Origin of the sequence: Citrobacter sp. Cpo074, assembly GCF_030332745.1 — a bacterium.
GTDB classification, from domain to species: domain Bacteria; phylum Pseudomonadota; class Gammaproteobacteria; order Enterobacterales; family Enterobacteriaceae; genus Citrobacter; species Citrobacter portucalensis.
Map to the genome: position 1 here is coordinate 375,127 of NZ_JAOWHG010000027.1, position 16,846 is coordinate 391,972.

The 16,846-nt window shown below is 54.4% G+C and carries 17 protein-coding genes and 1 pseudogene; 3 read left to right on the forward strand and 15 right to left on the reverse strand.

Going from position 1 to position 16,846, the window contains the following annotated elements; all coding sequences use genetic code 11:
• Positions 1-5: 5 nt before the first annotated feature.
• Positions 6-606, forward strand: a pseudogene (locus OGX83_RS06385) (inorganic diphosphatase); the annotation flags it as partial.
• Between the two features lie 41 nt (positions 607-647).
• On the opposite strand, the gene OGX83_RS06390 reads toward OGX83_RS06385, so the two are convergent.
• The 5 genes from OGX83_RS06390 to sra all read right to left on the reverse strand — a co-directional run bounded on the left by OGX83_RS06390 (position 648) and on the right by sra (position 5,473).
• The gene (locus OGX83_RS06390; protein ID WP_003833018.1) at positions 648-932 is read right to left on the reverse strand and encodes a HigA family addiction module antitoxin; all 285 of its coding nucleotides are present in this window, start codon (positions 930-932) and stop codon (positions 648-650) included.
• The gene (locus OGX83_RS06395; RefSeq protein WP_003833016.1) at positions 932-1,210 is read right to left on the reverse strand and encodes a type II toxin-antitoxin system RelE/ParE family toxin; all 279 of its coding nucleotides are present in this window, start codon (positions 1,208-1,210) and stop codon (positions 932-934) included. The genes OGX83_RS06390 and OGX83_RS06395 overlap by 1 nt, the downstream gene beginning before the upstream one ends.
• A gap of 220 nt (positions 1,211-1,430) precedes the next feature.
• Positions 1,431-3,146 carry an ABC-F family ATP-binding cassette domain-containing protein gene (locus OGX83_RS06400; RefSeq protein ID WP_286587598.1) on the reverse strand — a complete coding sequence of 572 codons (1,716 nt, stop codon included), beginning with the start codon at positions 3,144-3,146 and terminating at the stop codon, positions 1,431-1,433.
• Between the two features lie 309 nt (positions 3,147-3,455).
• Positions 3,456-5,153 carry a malate dehydrogenase gene (maeA, locus tag OGX83_RS06405; protein WP_003833011.1) on the reverse strand — a complete coding sequence of 566 codons (1,698 nt, stop codon included), beginning with the start codon at positions 5,151-5,153 and terminating at the stop codon, positions 3,456-3,458.
• 179 nt (positions 5,154-5,332) lie between these two features.
• The gene (gene sra / locus OGX83_RS06410; protein ID WP_003833009.1) at positions 5,333-5,473 is read right to left on the reverse strand and encodes a stationary-phase-induced ribosome-associated protein; all 141 of its coding nucleotides are present in this window, start codon (positions 5,471-5,473) and stop codon (positions 5,333-5,335) included.
• 227 nt (positions 5,474-5,700) lie between these two features.
• Between sra and OGX83_RS06415 the strand changes: the two genes are divergently transcribed.
• A complete protein-coding gene (locus OGX83_RS06415) occupies positions 5,701-6,132 on the forward strand; it encodes an OsmC family protein (RefSeq protein WP_005126807.1) in 432 nt (143 codons plus the stop codon).
• A gap of 84 nt (positions 6,133-6,216) precedes the next feature.
• Here the strand turns inward: OGX83_RS06415 and OGX83_RS06420 are convergent, their stop codons facing one another.
• From OGX83_RS06420 to OGX83_RS06445, 6 genes are read right to left on the reverse strand one after another with little or no spacing between them, the layout of a single operon-like run.
• Complete coding sequence (locus OGX83_RS06420; RefSeq protein ID WP_286587600.1) at positions 6,217-6,987, reverse strand: 3-hydroxybutyrate dehydrogenase; 771 nt, start codon at positions 6,985-6,987, stop codon at positions 6,217-6,219.
• An 11-nt stretch (positions 6,988-6,998) separates the two neighbouring features.
• Entirely contained in the window at positions 6,999-8,393 is a 1,395-nt protein-coding gene (locus tag OGX83_RS06425) for a GntP family permease (RefSeq protein WP_199771095.1), read from the reverse strand.
• A 43-nt stretch (positions 8,394-8,436) separates the two neighbouring features.
• Positions 8,437-9,360, reverse strand: a complete 924-nt coding sequence (locus OGX83_RS06430; protein WP_286587603.1) for a 3-hydroxyacyl-CoA dehydrogenase family protein — start codon at positions 9,358-9,360, stop codon at positions 8,437-8,439.
• Entirely contained in the window at positions 9,350-10,555 is a 1,206-nt protein-coding gene (locus OGX83_RS06435) for an acetyl-CoA C-acetyltransferase (RefSeq protein WP_286587605.1), read from the reverse strand. The genes OGX83_RS06430 and OGX83_RS06435 overlap by 11 nt, the downstream gene beginning before the upstream one ends.
• 10 nt (positions 10,556-10,565) lie before the next feature.
• On the reverse strand, positions 10,566-11,222 hold the full coding sequence (locus OGX83_RS06440) for a CoA transferase subunit B (protein WP_008784789.1): 657 nt from the start codon (positions 11,220-11,222) through the stop codon (positions 10,566-10,568).
• Between the two features lies 1 nt (position 11,223).
• Entirely contained in the window at positions 11,224-11,931 is a 708-nt protein-coding gene (locus OGX83_RS06445) for a CoA transferase subunit A (RefSeq protein WP_008784788.1), read from the reverse strand.
• A 142-nt stretch (positions 11,932-12,073) separates the two neighbouring features.
• On the opposite strand from OGX83_RS06445, the gene OGX83_RS06450 reads away from it, so the two are divergent.
• Entirely contained in the window at positions 12,074-12,964 is an 891-nt protein-coding gene (locus tag OGX83_RS06450) for a LysR family transcriptional regulator (RefSeq protein ID WP_003020016.1), read from the forward strand.
• A gap of 19 nt (positions 12,965-12,983) precedes the next feature.
• On the opposite strand, the gene OGX83_RS06455 is transcribed toward OGX83_RS06450, so the two are convergent.
• From OGX83_RS06455 to OGX83_RS06470, 4 genes are read right to left on the reverse strand one after another with little or no spacing between them, the layout of a single operon-like run.
• Positions 12,984-13,919 (reverse strand): ABC transporter ATP-binding protein, encoded by a 936-nt coding sequence (locus tag OGX83_RS06455; protein ID WP_125363645.1) that lies wholly within the window; start codon positions 13,917-13,919, stop codon positions 12,984-12,986.
• Positions 13,912-14,898 (reverse strand): ABC transporter ATP-binding protein, encoded by a 987-nt coding sequence (locus OGX83_RS06460; RefSeq protein ID WP_181511109.1) that lies wholly within the window; start codon positions 14,896-14,898, stop codon positions 13,912-13,914. The genes OGX83_RS06455 and OGX83_RS06460 overlap by 8 nt, the downstream gene beginning before the upstream one ends.
• Positions 14,895-15,791, reverse strand: a complete 897-nt coding sequence (ddpC, locus tag OGX83_RS06465; RefSeq protein ID WP_003832993.1) for a D,D-dipeptide ABC transporter permease — start codon at positions 15,789-15,791, stop codon at positions 14,895-14,897. Before ddpC ends, OGX83_RS06460 begins: the two co-directional genes overlap by 4 nt.
• A complete protein-coding gene (locus OGX83_RS06470) occupies positions 15,788-16,810 on the reverse strand; it encodes an ABC transporter permease (protein ID WP_003020008.1) in 1,023 nt (340 codons plus the stop codon). Before OGX83_RS06470 ends, ddpC begins: the two co-directional genes overlap by 4 nt.
• Between the last annotated feature and the right edge of the window lie 36 nt (positions 16,811-16,846).

Here is a 16,846-nt window from a genome sequence, read left to right on the forward strand (position 1 = left end):
AGACAATGCATCTGGTGAAAAAATTACTCGCAGTCAGCGTGTTTCTTTGTGCTTCAGCTCAGGCACAGAACATCCTCGAATTTCCTCAGCCGGAGAACAACCCGGAAGAGTTTTATGCCGTAACCGAAATTCCGGCAGGTGGAATGATTAAATATGAAACCGACGCCAAAACCGGTTTTATCGTTGCCGATCGCTTCCAGTCAATGCCGGTTGCCTATCCCGCCAACTACGGTTCACTCACCCAGTCTTTAGCCGGTGACGGTGACCCGCTGGACGTCATTTTTTATACCCGTGCGCCGCTTGCTCCGGGAACGTTGATTAAGCTGCGCGCTATTGGCGTCCTGAAGATGATCGACGGCGGTGAAAAGGACGACAAAATTGTCGCCGTTCCGGCCAGTAAAATTGACCCCACTTATGACGACATCAAAGAGTTGAGCGATCTGCCCAAGATTGAAGTTCAACGTCTGGAATCTTTCTTCCGCGTGTACAAAGATCTGCCGGAAGGGCGCAAGAAGGTCGAATTAAACGGTTTCAATGACGCCGCTACGGCAAAGCAAGAGATCAAACAGGCCTGGGATGCCTGGAAAGAGAAAAAACCGCAGCAATAAATGGTATGCCGGATGACAAAAGTATATCCGGCATTTATATCACTGTACCGCCAGCTTACGCAGACGTGAAATATCCACGCTTTTTTGGGCCTCTGCCAGACTCCAGGTATTTTGCAGGTTTAACCACATTTCGGGTGAACTGCCAATCACTACGGAGAGTTTAATCGCCATCTCAGGCGTCAGAGCCGCTTTCCCGGTTAATAGTCGACTTGCCGTTGACGGTGCAATCTCCATAGCTCTGGCAAACTCGCGCAGGCTGACATTGAGTTCTTCCAGCGCTTCCTGAATGATATCCCCAGGACGGGGATGATTTGCCATCTTCATCAATGATAGTCCTCGTAATCCAGTATGTACGCGTCGCCATTGACGAATTCAAACGTAATACGCCAGTTACCTGAAACAGAAATTGCCCATATGCCGTCGCGTTCCCCCACCAGAGGATGTAGCTTATAACCGGGCATATTGATATCTGTAACCTTGCTTGCCGCATCAATAACGGCAAGTCTGTGTCGTAATCGTCGGACATGTTTCGCCATAACGCCTGATGTTCGTCCATGAAGAAACAAATCGCGCAATCCCTTGTGCCTGAAGTTCATGATCATCCGTATCATCCTTGTTCCTTCAAGAGGAACACTACCATCAATGTTCCGTTAAACGCAACACCAAGATTGCGATATTTAAAATTGTGCGGCGAATGTGCAAAAAGAAAAAGGGAGAAGGGGAATAACTGGAAAGCGTCACGCAAGAATTGCCGGATGGCTGGCCTACACGCGCATTTTGCTGATGTAGGCCGGATAAGCTTGCGCCATCCGGCAATAAAGGTTACTCCAGTTGTGCGTTCAGACGTTCAATCTCTTTACGCCATTGCGCCTGTAACAACGGTTTTTGATGTTTCGGCTTGCGGGCGAGATCGTCGGCCAGACGCTGCTCAAGATCGAGAAGTTGCTCCAGCAATCTATCGCTGTCACCGCTTATTTCAGTTTTCGCTTCGACCGCCGTTTTGGGAACGGTTATCTCCGCGGACGTTTCCCGAATACGCGCATTGACCGCCTCCAGATCGTGCCATTCACTGAGTTCGCCATTGTCGATTAGCCAGAACCGGTTGCAGCTTTGGCTGATAAGCTGCCGGTCGTGACTGACCAGCAACACGCCGCCGTTATAGCTTTGTAGCGTTTCTGCCAGCGCCTCTTTGCCTTCCATATCCAGATGGTTGGTCGGTTCATCGAGCATCAGCAGACTGTAGCGCGCAAGCGTCAGCCCAACAAATAGTAACCGGGAGCGCTCACCGCCGCTTAACGTGCTGACTCGCTGCGCATGACGAACCCACGGAAATCCCGCGCTAATCAACGCCATCTTGCGAATCTCTGGCTGCGGGGCAAACGCTTCCAGCGCGTCAAACAATGAATCGTTATCGGCAAGCTGATGCAGCGTCTGGTCGTAATAACCCAGGGTAACGCGCGGGTGTAACACCAGTGAAGGTGATGCCAGCTGTGACTGAAACTGTTGCCAGATAAGCCTTAACAGCGATGATTTCCCGCAACCGTTACGCCCGACAATCGCCACGCGATCGCCGCTTTTTAACCGGATACCGGCAATGGAAAACAGCGTATCTGCACCGGGAGCAGGGGCTACAGACAGATTGGTCATCTCCAGCAAACGATCTGCACGCAGGGCATCACCCTGCAATGTTAGTGTCCACTGACTTCCTGACGTTACTTCTGTTTGCACCTCTTTCAGGCGCTGTACCTGTTTTTCCATCTGCTTGGCCTTGCGGGAGAGATCTTCGTTGTCGTAGACCCGCCCCCAGGTAGCCAGCCGTTTGGCGCTGGCAGTCACCCGGTCTATCTCTTTTTGCTCAGCCTTGTGGCGCAGAGCATCGCTGACATCTCTTTCTGCCAGAGCCTGACGCGCCGCGCTACAGGGTAGATCAAACGCATGGAGAGTGCGATCGCGCAAGATCCAGGTTCCGTGAGTCACCGCGTCCAGCAGCTGCGGGTCGTGGGAGACCACCACAAAACTGCCAGACCAGTTCTGTAAGAACTGCTCTAGCCACAGTAATGTAGGCAAATCCAGGTGGTTACCCGGTTCATCCAGCAGCAGCAGGTCAGGATTACGCATCAGTGCCCGCGCTAATAGCAAGCGCGTGTGCTGGCCACCGCTCAACGTTTGCGCAGTCAGAGATAAATTCTCTGGCGTAAAACCCATTTCGGCAAGCAGTGCTTCAACCCGCCACTGCTGAGCTGCGCGTTCATGCTCGGGAAGTTGAGCGAGAACGGCTTCCTGCAGTGTAAGAGGCAATATATTGTCAGGTAGATGTTGTTCTACACGCGCGAGATGGCAGTGATTCGCCTGCGCGATTGCCCCACTGGTGGGCGAGATCGTGCCATCGAGCAGTTTTAACAGCGTGCTTTTGCCGCAGCCGTTGTAACCGATAAGCCCGATGCGGTCGCCTTTTTTCAGGGTAAAGGAAAGATCGTCGAATAGCGTGCCGAATGCCGTATCAACGTGTAAGGATTGTGCGGTTAGTAATGTGCTCATTGTTGCTTACTCAAGAGTTACAGGCGTGAAAACGCCTCGTCAAACATCGCTGACGATAACCCGGTAAGCCCGAGAGAAGGGGATTTAGAAGTTAGCTTCGCTCAAGCAGAAGTTATCGCAGCACGATACCGATAACGCTTGAGCACTGGCGATCGCCAAAAGCATGTGAAACGATAAAACGTTCACAGTACAGCATAAGTATCCTCCTTTTGTTTTTCAGAATGTTAATCGGTGGTGAAAGTGTAATCGTAAGTTACGCAAAAGCGCAAGTGTTGAACGCCCGGCAGCAGTGTGCCGCCGGGCAAACCGTCAAATAGAGGTACGACGGTAGTCGCGATATTCTGCCTGCCAGAAATTATCGTCAATCGCCTGTTGCAGCGCTTCGGCGGAGGTTTTCACTGCCACACCTTGCTGCTGAGCCATTTTACCGACGGCAAAGGCAATGGCGCGAGAAACGGTCTGAATATCTTTCAGTTCCGGTAGCACCAGACCTTCACCGTTGAGCACCAGCGGTGAATACTGCGCCAGCGTTTCACTCGCCGACATCAGCATTTCATCAGTGATGCGCGACGCGCCAGACGCAATCACACCCAGGCCGATACCCGGGAAGATATAGGCGTTGTTACACTGGGCGATTGGGTAAATTTTATCTTTCCACAGTACCGGTGCGAATGGACTACCGGTCGCAACCAGCGCGTTACCTTCGGTCCAGGCGATAATATCCTGTGGTGTAGCTTCAACACGGGAAGTGGGGTTAGACAACGGCATGACGATCGGACGCGGACAATGCTTGTGCATTTCGCGGATGATCTCTTCGGTAAACAGGCCGGTTTGTCCGGAAACGCCGATCAGGATATCCGGCTTAACGTTGCGGACCACATCGAGCAACGACAGCACATCTTCTTGGGTATCCCAATGCTGGAGATTTTCGCGTTTTTGCACCAGTTTGGTCTGGAAGGAGAGCAGGTTCGGCATTTTGTCTGTTAACAGGCCGAAGCGGTCGACCATGAATACGCGTTGACGCGCCGCTTCTTCGCTTAAACCTTCACGCTGGATCTGCGCAATGATCTGCTCGGCAATCCCGCAACCGGCGGAACCTGCGCCGAGGAAGACGATGTTCTGTTCACTCAACTGGCTACCGGCCGCGCGGCTAGCCGCAATCAGCGTACCGACAGTAACCGCCGCGGTGCCCTGAATATCGTCGTTAAACGAGCAAATTTCATCACGATAACGGGTCAGCAGTGGCATAGCGTTTTTCTGGGCGAAATCTTCAAACTGCAACAGCACGTCCGGCCAGCGATGCTTCACGGCCTGGATGAATTCATCAACGAATTCGTAGTATTCATCATCAGTGATACGCGGATTGCGCCAGCCCATATACAGCGGATCGTTCAGCAGTTGCTGGTTGTTGGTCCCCACGTCCAGTACCACCGGAAGAGTATAGGCCGGGCTAATTCCGCCACATGCGGTATACAGCGACAGTTTACCGATTGGAATGCCCATCCCGCCGATCCCCTGATCGCCAAGACCTAAAATACGTTCGCCATCGGTGACAACGATGACCTTGATATTGTGGTTAGGGACGTTTTGCAGGATATCGTCCATATTGTGGCGGTTCTGATAAGAGATAAACACGCCGCGCGCACGACGATAAATCTCAGAGAAACGCTCACAGGCCGCGCCGACCGTTGGGGTATAGATAACTGGCATCATCTCATCCAGGTGATTATGCACCAGTCGGTAAAACAGGGTTTCGTTGGTGTCCTGGATGTTGCGCAGGTAAATATGTTTGTCGATTTCGGTTTTGAATCCCTGATATTGGATCCAGGCGCGTTCAGCCTGTTCCTCAATCGTCTCGACCACTTCCGGCAGTAACCCCAGCAGGTTGAAGTTACGGCGTTCTTCCACACTGAAGGCGCTCCCTTTATTCAGTAAAGGGAATTCCAGCAGTACCGGGCCAGCGTAGGGGATGTAAAGGGAACGCAGTTTTTTGGTTTCGTTTTCCATGTCACTCACTCTTTTTTGAATAACCGTCCCTGGCGCTCTTTATGATCGTATGTGGCCTGTCCGCCAGGGAAACGGGCGAAGTATAAAGCATTGTGAATGGGTTAAGGGGTTTTATAAGCAAAAACACCACTGCGGTTGCAATGGTGTTTATCTCGTTACTCAGTCAGACGTGCGAAAGGCTACTTGCCGTCAGTGCGGCGCTTTCTTCCAGTAGGATTATTGACCACGTTGGTTTTGTCACCTTCGGTCACGATTTTACGTTGATTTGAGATTTTGTGGTCCAGTCCGAGAATATGACGGGCCTGACGGTTCGATTTCATTCTAACTCCTTAATCCTGTTACTGGTTTCAAGGGCGAGCCCGTATGAGAACGGACGAAATACAACCTGATATAAAGCCGATGTTCAACATAACGGCTTTCTGGATGGTCGGTCATTTTATCTGAAAGGTCAATGCTTAAGCGGCAAATGAGAACTATCCCGTATGTAACATGCTTTTTCTCAGCCGTCCTATACTAGTAACTCCGACGACAACACAGGAGAGTGGTAATGACTATCCATAAGAAAGGTCAGGCACACTGGGAAGGCGACATTAAGCGCGGCAAAGGCACTGTGTCGACCGAAAGTGGCGTGTTGAATCAGCAACCGTATGGGTTTAATACACGATTTGAAGGTGTGAAAGGCACCAATCCTGAAGAATTGATTGGCGCGGCCCATGCTGCCTGCTTCTCGATGGCACTTTCGCTGATGCTGGGCGAAGCAGGGTTTACACCAGATGCCATTGATACCACTGCCGATGTTTCTCTGGATAAAGTAGATGCCGGGTTTGCGATCACTAAAGTCGCGTTGCATAGCCAGGTGAGCGTGCCGGGGATAGACGCCGCCACGTTTGACGGCATCATCCAGAAAGCAAAAGCCGGATGCCCGGTATCGCAGGTACTAAACGCGGAAATTACGCTGGATTATCAGCTGAAGTCTTAATCATGGCGCGCCGGATGCGACTGCGTCTTATCCGACCTACGATTGTGCCGGATGTAAGTCAGTCTTATCCGGCACCTGATGATGTTATTGCGCTACCCAACCGCCATCCATATTCCACGCCACGCCACGCACCTGCGCCGCACCGTCTGAACACAGAAATAGTGCCAGCTCACCTAACTGTTCCGGCGTGACGAATTCGCGCGACGGCTGCTTTTCCGCCAGCAGGGCGTCACGCGCAGCCTCAGGCTCTGCGCCTTCGGCAATGCGCTTATCGATCTGCTGCTGAACCAGCGGCGTGAGCACCCAGCCGGGACACAGCGCATTGCTGGTGACACCCGTCTGCGCGGTTTCCAGTGCGATGGTCTTGGTGAATCCCACCACGCCGTGCTTCGCCGCTACGTAGGCAGATTTCTCTTTTGAGGCCACCAGGCCGTGAACAGAAGCGATATTAATGATGCGCCCCCAGTTTCGCGCGCGCATACCAGGAAGTGCCAGACGCGTGGTGTGAAAAACGGAAGAGAGATTAATAGCGATAATCGCGTTCCATTTATCAACCGGGAAGGTTTCCACCGGGGATACATGCTGGATCCCCGCATTGTTGACCAGAATATCAACGCCACCGAATTCGCTCACGGCATAGCGCATCATGTCGGCAATTTGCGCTTCGTCGCTCAGATCTGCGCCATGATAGCCTGGAGTTTTGCCATATTGGGCAACAGCGTCTTTGGCGGCATCCACATCACCAAACCCGTTGAGGATCAGGGTGGCGCCCGCTTGCGCCAGCACCTGTGCGATACCTAATCCGATACCACTGGTCGAGCCGGTAACCAGGGCGGTTTTTCCCGTTAAGTTCATGATGATTCTCCTTAAACAATTCCGGTGGTGTAGAAGACGCCGATGACAAACAGTACGGCCAGACTTTTAATGACGGTAATAGCAAAAATTCCGCCATACGCCTGACGATGGCTGAGACCGGTGATAGCTAATAAGGTAATGACTGCGCCGTTATGCGGCAGGGTGTCCATACCACCGCTGGCCATAGACGCCACGCGGTGGAAGACTTCAAGTGGGATATTGGCAGCGTGAGCGGCCGCGATAAAGGTGTCAGACATGGCGGCAAGGGCAATACTCATCCCGCCAGACGCCGAACCGGTGATCCCGGCGAGCGTAGTGATACTGATAGCTTCATTGAGCAGCGGGTCAGGAATAGCCGCCAGCGCTTTTGACAGTACAAGGAAACCAGGCAGGGCGGCGATCACTGCGCCAAAACCATACTCTGACGCGGTGTTCATCGCCGCGAGGATCGCGCCGCCAACCGCCGTTCTGCTGCCTTCCGCCAGGCGACCTTTTATGTTGCGGTAGCCGAAGAGCACCACCAGCAGGATCCCAGAAATCAGCGCCGCTTCCACTGCCCAGATAGCGGTGATTTTACCGACTTCGGTGGTAATCGGCTTGGCAAGGCCCGGAAGTTCAAGCTGATGCGTGGCGCCATACCATTGTGGGATCCAGCGGGTAAACAGCAGGTTAAATACCCCAACCAGGATCAGCGGAGAGATCGCGATGATCGGGTTCGGCAGATTAATGTTATCCGGCGTTTCCGGCTCGTTTAACAGTTCAGTGCCATAACCCTCATCCTTAGCCTGTGCTTTACGACGCTGACGTTCGAGATAAACCAGACCAACAATGATGATAAATACGGAACCTATCAAACCCAGCCACGGCGCGGCCCAGGCGTTGGTACCGAAGAAGCTGGTCGGAATAATGTTCTGGATTTGCGGCGTACCTGGCAGGGCATCCATGGTGAAGGAGAACGCGCCCAGCGCAACGGTTGCCGGGATCAGCCGCTTCGGGATATTGCTCTGACGGAACAGTTCGGCCGCGAACGGATACACCGCAAACGCCACGACGAACAGCGATACGCCGCCGTAGGTCAACAGCGCACATACCAGCACAATAACCGGAATGGCATGGCGACGGCCGAGAATGTTGATAGCGGCGGCAACAATGGAACGTGAAAACCCAGATAACTCGATTAACTTGCCAAACACTGCCCCCAGCAAGAACACCGGGAAGTAAAGCTTCACAAAACCGACCATTTTTTCCATAAACAGGCCGGTGAAAGCAGGGCCGACGGCGCTAGGTTCGGTAAGCAATACAGCACCTAATGCCGCGATGGGGGCAAACAGGATAACGCTATATCCGCGATAGGCTGCCAGCATCAGCAGGCCCAACGCTGCCAGGGCGATTAATACACTCATCATGACTCCTCAATATCATTGTTATAGTGGGGTACAGAAAGAGAAGTTACGGTTTCAGGGCAAAGCGCAGTTGATGCTCCCTGCGTTGCTGGATGTATTCCTTGCGCGAATCATCCCAGCGATAAAATCCCTGGCCGCTGCGCAACCCGGTATCACCGTTGGCAACCTTGTCAGCGACCAGCGACATCATGTCGCTGCCGGTTGCCAGTTCCGGAAGCAGATGCCGACAAATGTCCTGCACCGTAGAAAGTCCGGTCATATCAGCAGCCTCCAGCGGACCGACCATTGCATAGCGACGTCCGAGCGAGGCGCGCATCACCTGATCAACCACTTCTGCGCTGGCGATGCCGCTTTTAACGATATGTAGCGCTTCACGCAGCAGGGCAAACTGCAGTCGATTGCCAACAAACCCTGGTGCTGCGCGGTCGAGCACCACCGCCTCAAGTTGCATCGCGATCAGTTGTTGTTGCAATTCATGGAGATACTCTGGCTTCGTTGTGGTGCCAGGTACAATTTCGACTAGCGGAATAAAATGTGGCGGGTGCCAGAAATGGGCGATCAGCAACCGTTCGGGATGGGTGAGTTTTTCTGCCAGCGCATCCGGCGGCAGGCCGCTGGTATTACTGGCAATAACGGCCTCCGGCGCGATCAGCTCTTCCAGTTGCGCATACAGTGCGTGTTTGAGTTCGAGCCGCTCCGGGATCGCTTCAATCAGTAACCTGCATGCGGCAATATCCTGTAGCGAGGTTGTGCCGTGCAGGCGAGCCACGACCGTCGCTTTTTCACCAATTGCAAATTGATCGGTGACAATCAGCTCATCCAGAATACCGCCGGCTACGGCGCTTATTTCTGCAATTCGGCTGCTATCGGTATCGTATAACCAGACATCGTAACCAAAACGGGCGAAGTGGGTAGCAATGCCGACACCCATTAACCCCGCGCCCAGAACGCAGATAGGCTTACTTTGCATGAGCTACCCCCTGCGGACGTTCTACCGCCAGCGCCACCCCCTGACCACCACCTACGCACAGCGTGGCCAATCCTTTGGCTGCGTTGCTACGCGCCATTTCATGCAGCAGCGTTACCAGAATTCGGCAACCTGATGCGCCAATCGGGTGCCCCAGCGCAATCGCACCGCCGTTCACGTTTACCCGGTTGCTGTCCCAGTTCAGGGATTCGCCAACCGCCAGCGCTTGCGCAGCAAAGGCTTCGTTGGCTTCGATAAGATCCACGTCATTTAGCGTCCAGCCAGCACGCTTCAGGCACTGGAGTGACGCTTCTACCGGCCCAATCCCCATAATTGCGGGATCGACGCCAGAAACCGCGTAGCCTGCCACCCGGGCAAGTACTGGCAGATTGAGTTCCGCCGCTTTGGCGGTGCTCATCAACATCACCGCGGCGGCACCATCATTGATGGATGATGCATTTCCGGCGGTCACCGTGCCGTTACCCGGACGAAACGCCGGTTTAAGTTGCGCCAGCTTGTCGGCCTGAGTATCCGGACGAGGTTGTTCGTCATGATCCACCACACGTGGCGGCTTTTTGCCCTGCGGGACGCTAACCGGCGTGATTTCCGCGTTAAAACGACCCGCTTCAATGGCGGCGGCAGCTTTTTGCTGGGAGTGCAGGGCAAAAGCGTCCTGTTGCTCACGGCTGATTACGAACTTATCCGCCAGATTTTCGGCAGTAATACCCATGTGATAGTCGTTGAACGCATCCCACAGGCCGTCATGCACCACGCTGTCTTTCATACTGGCATGACCCAACCGCAGACCGGCCCGCGCGCCGTCGAGATAATAGGGCGCATTGCTCATGCTCTCCTGGCCCCCGGCAATCACGATTTGCGCATCGCCACAGCGAATCGCCTGTACCGCCTGATGCACCGCCTTCAGACCCGAACCACACACCAAGTTGATGGTTAACGCGGGCGTGGTGACCGGCAGTCCTGCCCGTAACGCCGTTTGTCTGGCCGGATTCTGACCGCAGCCCGCAGTCAAAACCTGACCTAAGATCACCTCATCGATTTGCTCAGGTGCCACAGCTGTTTTTTCCAGCAGCGAACGGACTACCGCTGTACCTAACTCTACGGCGGAAAGTGGTGCCAGCGCGCCATGAAAACTGCCAATCGGGGTGCGCGTTGCCGCGACAATTACAACATCCTGCATGGTCAGCTCCTCAGCTAAAGTGCATTTCGGGGACAGTTTCGGGAACGATCAGCTTGCCGGCGGTTCTGGCGACAATTTCATCCACGCTGATGCCCGGTGCACGTTCACGCAGAATGAACGCACCGTCGGTAATTTCCAGCAGAGCCAGGTCGGTAAGCACACGTTTGATGCAGGCCACGCCGGTCAGCGGCAAGGTGCAGGCGGGAAGCAGTTTGGACTCACCGCTTTTGGAAGCATGGGTCATTACCACAATGATATTGTCGGCTCCGGCAACCAGATCCATCGCGCCGCCCATGCCTTTCACCATTTTTCCGGGGATCATCCATGAGGCGATATTGCCGTTAACATCGACTTCAAACGCACCGAGCACCGTCAGATCAACGTGGCCGCCGCGGATCATGGCGAAGGATTGCGCCGAGTCGAAAATCGCCGCGCCTTTACGCGCCGTCACAGTCTGTTTCCCGGCGTTGATCATGTCGGCATCAATTTCGTCTTCTGTGGGAAACGGGCCCATACCCAGCAAACCGTTTTCTGATTGCAGCATCACATCCATGCCATCAGGGATGTAATTTGCCACCAGCGTGGGAATGCCGATCCCAAGGTTGACGTAATATCCGTCGCGCAGCTCTCGGGCGACGCGCATCGCCATTTGTTCACGCGTTAACATGTCAGGCTCCTTTCTGGCGCAGGGTGCGTTGTTCAATACGTTTTTCAAACTGCCCCTGAATGATGCGGTTAACGAAAATTCCGGGAGTGTGAATCGCAGCAGGGTCCAGTTCTCCGGGAGGGACAATCTCTTCGACTTCCACGACGGTAATGCGCCCGGCGGCGGCCATCAGCGGATTAAAATTCTGTGCGGTGTGGCGATAGATGATGTTGCCGTACCAGTCGGCTTTCCAGCCTTTAACCAACGCAAAATCACCGGTTATCGCCTGCTCAAGGATGTAAGGGCGTCCGGCAAACTCGCGAACCTCTTTCCCTTCCGCCACGGGGGTTCCATATCCGGTCGCGGTAAAAAATGCCGGGATCCCCGCGCCGCCCGCGCGCAACTGCTCTGCCAGCGTACCCTGTGGCGTCAGGATGGCTTCCAGTTCGCCGCTAAGCACCTGTTTCTCAAACAGGGCGTTTTCCCCCACATAGGACGCGACCACTTTGCGCACCTGACGCGTTTCCAGCAGCACGCCAAGGCCAAAGCCATCCACGCCACAGTTGTTTGATACAACGGTAAGTCCCTGAACCTCCCGACGGCGTACTTCGGTAATCAGGTTTTCAGGGATCCCACATAGACCAAAACCACCTGCCAGCAGCGTCATGTTGTCAGTCAGTCCTTCCAGCGCCTCTTGATAAGTGGCAACACGTTTATCCAGTCCAGCCATACACTTGCCTCCCCAGTTGTCCTTGCCGACATCATTGGGGGTGAAAAATGATTTGTTAATTTTAAATTTGTGACTCACTCATTGGGTTTTTTTATCAATTTAATGTTAATTAAAGGTATTCAACAAGTTAAAGGAATGCGAAATGGGAATGAGCATCAAACAGTTACGCGCGTTTTTAGCGGTAGCTCACACTCTGAATTTTGCTCATGCCAGCGAAAGACTGAATATGTCGCAACCCGCGTTAAGCCTGGCGATTAAAGGACTGGAAGATTCGCTGGGCGGGGCGTTACTGTTAAGAACGACCCGTAAAGTGACCCTGACGCAGGAGGGAGAAACGCTGCTGAATATGGGGCGACAGTTGCTGGCGGACTGGGAGAATACGGAAGAAGCCATGCGCCAGCGCTTTACGCTGCAGCGCGGTAAAATATCGATCGCCGCCATGCCCTCATTTGCCGCCAACGTCCTGCCATCGGTACTGAAAACATTTCGTGATTCTTATTCCGGTATCAACGTAACGGTTCATGATGTGATCAATGAACACGTGATTGAAATGGTCAGTGAAGGGCGGGTCGAGATGGGCATAGCCTTCGAGCCGGACTATTCGGGACATCTGCATTTCACGCCGCTCGGCGTGGATCGTTTTATCGCGATTGTGCCGCCAACCTGTCGACTGGCAGACAGGGATCGTATTGCGTGGCGCGAACTGCTGACGCTGGATTTTATCACCCTGCAACGCCCGTCCGCCGTGCGGCTGATGCTGGAAGAACAACTGGTGCAAAGCGGACATACGCTGGAAGTAGCGCTGGAGAGCCATCAACTGGTGACCGTTGGCCGTCTGGTGGCTAACGGTCTGGGCGGTAGCGCCGTACCTGCGCTATGCCGCACGCAAATGACAGAGTTAGGCGCAACCTGTATCGATCTGGATACGCCGGTGATCCAGCGTCGGATCGGGGTTTTGCGTTCGGCGCATCATAAATTATCTACCGCTTCCGAGGTGCTGGTGGATTCACTGAAAAAGGCGTATCGCACCTGACTTTTCTCAACGGCTCAGGTCATGTAACCGCCCGCCAGCAGCGAACGTCACATCCGGTATCACTCTTCAGCAATGCCTGTTTCTTCTCACAACCGTGGGTTGCCAATGGACATCTGTCACGGAAAAAGCAGCCCTGAGGCAACGTTCGGTTTCCCGGAAGCTCAGTCTTACGTAACACTAAATCTTCCGCCAGCGGTGTGCCCGTTTTAGGTACCGAGTCCAGTAATAATCGTGTGTACGGATGGGCGGGATGAGTGAGAACCTGTTGGGCATCACCCAGCTCAACAATTTGCCCGAGGTACATCACCGCCACACGGTCGCTCATATGGCGGACCACCGACACGTTATGCGATATCAATACGTAGGTCAGGTTTCTGCGCGCCTGTAGCGACACCAGCAGGTTGAGAATTTGCGCCTGCACGGAGATATCCAGCGCTGAAGTGGGCTCATCGAGGACGATAACATCCGGCTCTGACGATAGCGCCCGGGCAATAGCAATACGTTGGCGCTGTCCACCGGAAAACGCGTGCGGCAAGCGGTCGAGATATTCAGGACGAATGCCTACCTGCCGTGCCAAATCCTCGGCAAGCATGCGTCGTTCACGCTCCGGGCTCCGTTTTTGGATCCACACCGGTTCGGTAATTATCCGCCACACCGGTAAGCGCGGGTCCAGTGATGAAAGAGGGTCCTGAAAGACCATTTGCATACCGTTATGCTGCTTATCACCACGGCGAGAATAGCTTCCCTGACTGGGTTTCAACATGCCCATCAACAGTTGCGCCAGCGTACTTTTTCCACAGCCGGATTCGCCAACAATCCCCAGCGTTTCACCCTGGCGAATCTGTAAATCCAGACCGTTGAGCGCATGCACCCGTTCCGTAACCTTGCCAAGCCAGTTTTTACGCGCAGGAAAGTTGACATGAACATCCTGCAGCGCCAGTAAAAAATCAGACATGTGTTGTCTCCAGTTGCGGATACCAGCAGGCAGATTGTTGATCTGCACCTCCCTGACTACTTAACGCCGGCGTTTCTTCACAACGAGGACCAGCTGCAAAGCAGCGCTCGCGAAACGCGCATCCGGCAGGTAAGCAGGTTAGGTTCGGCACGGTGCCGGGAATGGCGGGCAGCAATGCGCGCGGTTCGCCGTGTTCCGGTGCACATTTCAGCAAGCCGATGGAATAGGGGTGAGTCGGGCGTTGAATAACAGTTTGCGTCGGGCCACTCTCAATCACACTCCCGGCATACATGACATACAACCGGTCGCATAACTGTGAAACCACCGCCATATCATGGCTGATAAATAACACGGCTGTTCCACTGGCGCGCGCTTTTAACTTCAGCAAACGCAGCACCTGCAGTTGCACCGTGACGTCCAGTGCAGTGGTCGGTTCATCGGCAATGATAAGCTCCGGCTCGCACGAAAAGGCCAGCGCAATCATCACGCGTTGGCGCATACCGCCGGAAAGCTCAAACGGAAAACGTTTCATGACCTCCGGCGCGTCCGGGATTTGCATCTCTTCGAGTAGAGCGACGGCTTTCTGGCGGGCATCCGTGCGGCTTAACGCCTGATGATGGCGGATCACCTCCACCATTTGCTGGCCGATACGGCGGGTCGGATTCAGTGCCGTCATGGGCTCCTGAAAGATCATCGCGACACGTGCACCGCGCCATTGGCGCATTTGTTTCTCACTGGCATTGAGCACATCTTCACCCAGCAGCGAAACGCGTCCCTGGTGAATACGATAGCTTCCCTCCGGTAGCAGACGCATGGTGAGCATGGCGGTCACGGACTTACCGGAACCGGATTCACCCACCACACCAACGATTTCTCCGCGGTTGATGTGCAGTGATACATGGTTCAGCGCATGCACGTCAGCTTTATAGCCGGGGAAACTCAGATGCAAATCTTCGATTTCCAGTACGGGTTGTGTCATGACTGTTTTCCTCCGGCTTTCGGATCCAGCAGATCGCGAATACCATCGCCAAAGAGATTAAAGCCCACGGCGGTAATCAGAATGGCGGCGCCGGGAAAAGCACAATACCACCACTGATCAAGCACGTAATTGCGGCCAATTGCGACCATCGCACCCCATTCAGCGCTGGGTTGCTGGGCGCCCAGACCGATAAACCCGAGCGTGGCGGCCATCAGGATCGCACTGCCGATATCCAGTGATGCCTGCACAATGAGCGGCGGCAGAGAATTGCGTAAAATGTGCCAGCTAATCAGATGCCAGCGTGAAGCGCCGTAGGTCCGGGCAGCCTGTACATAAGTAAACTGGCGTACCACTAACGTCTGACCGCGGGCGAGGCGTACATAGAAAGGGATACGGACGATTGCAATCGCCAGCATGGCGTTAAACAGGCTGGGGCCCAGCGCGGCGGCTAACGCCATCGTCAACACCAGCGAAGGAATGGACAGCATAATGTCCATCATCCGCATAATTATCGCGTCGGCACGCCCACCCATGACACCCGACAAGCAACCCAGCAGTGAGCCCAATCCCCCGGCGATACCCACTACCACCAGACCCGCAACGACAGATTGCTGACTTCCTACCAGAACGCGGCTGAACAGATCGCGACCGACTTCATCGGTTCCAAACCAGTGAGCGGCTGACGGGGGCAGCAGGCGCGCACTCAAATTGATGGCATTCGGATCGTGGGGTGTTATCCACGGCGACAGCACCATCAGCAGCAGTATCAATACGATGATGACCCCGCCAACCAGCGTCAGCGGGCTACTTTTCATCATCCAGAACAGTTTGGCCCAGTCCGTGCGGCGGCGTGCAGTCTGAGGGGCGGTCGGCGTTTCTTGTGTGAGCATCATTCAGCACCTCCACGTCCAATTCGAGGGTCTACCCACAGATAGAGTAAATCCACCACCAGGTTGACCAGCACATAGGCGAACGAGACCACCACCGCAAATCCCATTACCGCCGGGAAGTCGAGAGCCTGAATTGAGGTCACCACCCAGGCGCCCATGCCAGGCCAGGCAAAGACCGTTTCGGTCAATACCGCACCGTAGAGCAGATCGCCCAGCGCCAGGCCGAGGACGGTGATTGATGGGATAAGCGCATTCGGCAACGCGTAACACAACACGATGTACCAGCCCGGCAGCCCGCTGGCGCGCGCGGTACGAATGTAATCTTCACTCAGTTGCTCCAGCATGGCGGAGCGAATCTGGCGGGCAACGATTCCTAAGTGCACAAAAGCCAGCGTCAGTGATGGTAGGATCAGGTGCTGGAGCGCATTGAAAAAGACTTCACCATTGCCTTCCAGCAGAGCATCAATCAGGTAGAAACCGGTGACGTGAGCAGGTGGATCCAGCCAGTCGTCTAAACGCCCACCGCCGGGCAAAATTTGCAGATGACCGTAAAACAGCACGATAACCCCCAGCCCCAGCCAGAATGCAGGCGTGGAGATGCCGGTAATCGCCATCAGGCGAACGAGGTGATCAAGCCAGCGGTTGCGCCAGACCGCAGATAAAATACCCAGCGGGATACCTATCACCAGCGCCAGCAACAAAGAACAGAAAGCCAATTCAAGGGTCGCGGGGAAAAAAATGCGCAGCTCATCCAGTACCGGACGCCCGGTGCGAATGGAGGTACCTAAATCGCCGTGAAAAATATCGCTGACATAGCGAAAAAACTGGACATACAGCGGTTGATTCAGCCCCAGCTGTTGGCGAATATTTTCGACAATTTCATCGCTGGCGCGATCGCCCGCCAGCAGCCGCGCGGGGTCGCCAGGTATCAGGTGTGAAATAATAAAGGTGATTACGCAAACACCGATAACCACCAGAATAAGTCCCCAGCATCGCTGGCGTAAAATACTCCAGAACGTCATTAGCTTCCCCTTGCGGAGCCAGAGCGGCTCCGCATA

Bases quoted from the DNA above. Each gene is read 5' to 3' on its own strand.
- OGX83_RS06390 (WP_003833018.1), bottom strand. From the start codon at position 932: ATGAAGATGGCAAATCATCCCCGTCCTGGGGATATCATTCAGGAAGCG.
- OGX83_RS06395 (WP_003833016.1), bottom strand. From the start codon at position 1,210: ATGATCATGAACTTCAGGCACAAGGGATTGCGCGATTTGTTTCTTCAT.
- OGX83_RS06400 (WP_286587598.1), bottom strand. From the start codon at position 3,146: ATGAGCACATTACTAACCGCACAATCCTTACACGTTGATACGGCATTC.
- maeA (WP_003833011.1), bottom strand. From the start codon at position 5,153: ATGGAAAACGAAACCAAAAAACTGCGTTCCCTTTACATCCCCTACGCT.
- sra (WP_003833009.1), bottom strand. From the start codon at position 5,473: ATGAAATCGAACCGTCAGGCCCGTCATATTCTCGGACTGGACCACAAA.
- OGX83_RS06415 (WP_005126807.1), top strand. From the start codon at position 5,701: ATGACTATCCATAAGAAAGGTCAGGCACACTGGGAAGGCGACATTAAG.
- OGX83_RS06420 (WP_286587600.1), bottom strand. From the start codon at position 6,987: ATGAACTTAACGGGAAAAACCGCCCTGGTTACCGGCTCGACCAGTGGT.
- OGX83_RS06425 (WP_199771095.1), bottom strand. From the start codon at position 8,393: ATGATGAGTGTATTAATCGCCCTGGCAGCGTTGGGCCTGCTGATGCTG.
- OGX83_RS06430 (WP_286587603.1), bottom strand. From the start codon at position 9,360: ATGCAAAGTAAGCCTATCTGCGTTCTGGGCGCGGGGTTAATGGGTGTC.
- OGX83_RS06435 (WP_286587605.1), bottom strand. From the start codon at position 10,555: ATGCAGGATGTTGTAATTGTCGCGGCAACGCGCACCCCGATTGGCAGT.
- OGX83_RS06440 (WP_008784789.1), bottom strand. From the start codon at position 11,222: ATGTTAACGCGTGAACAAATGGCGATGCGCGTCGCCCGAGAGCTGCGC.
- OGX83_RS06445 (WP_008784788.1), bottom strand. From the start codon at position 11,931: ATGGCTGGACTGGATAAACGTGTTGCCACTTATCAAGAGGCGCTGGAA.
- OGX83_RS06450 (WP_003020016.1), top strand. From the start codon at position 12,074: ATGGGAATGAGCATCAAACAGTTACGCGCGTTTTTAGCGGTAGCTCAC.
- OGX83_RS06455 (WP_125363645.1), bottom strand. From the start codon at position 13,919: ATGTCTGATTTTTTACTGGCGCTGCAGGATGTTCATGTCAACTTTCCT.
- OGX83_RS06460 (WP_181511109.1), bottom strand. From the start codon at position 14,898: ATGACACAACCCGTACTGGAAATCGAAGATTTGCATCTGAGTTTCCCC.
- ddpC (WP_003832993.1), bottom strand. From the start codon at position 15,791: ATGATGCTCACACAAGAAACGCCGACCGCCCCTCAGACTGCACGCCGC.
- OGX83_RS06470 (WP_003020008.1), bottom strand. From the start codon at position 16,810: ATGACGTTCTGGAGTATTTTACGCCAGCGATGCTGGGGACTTATTCTG.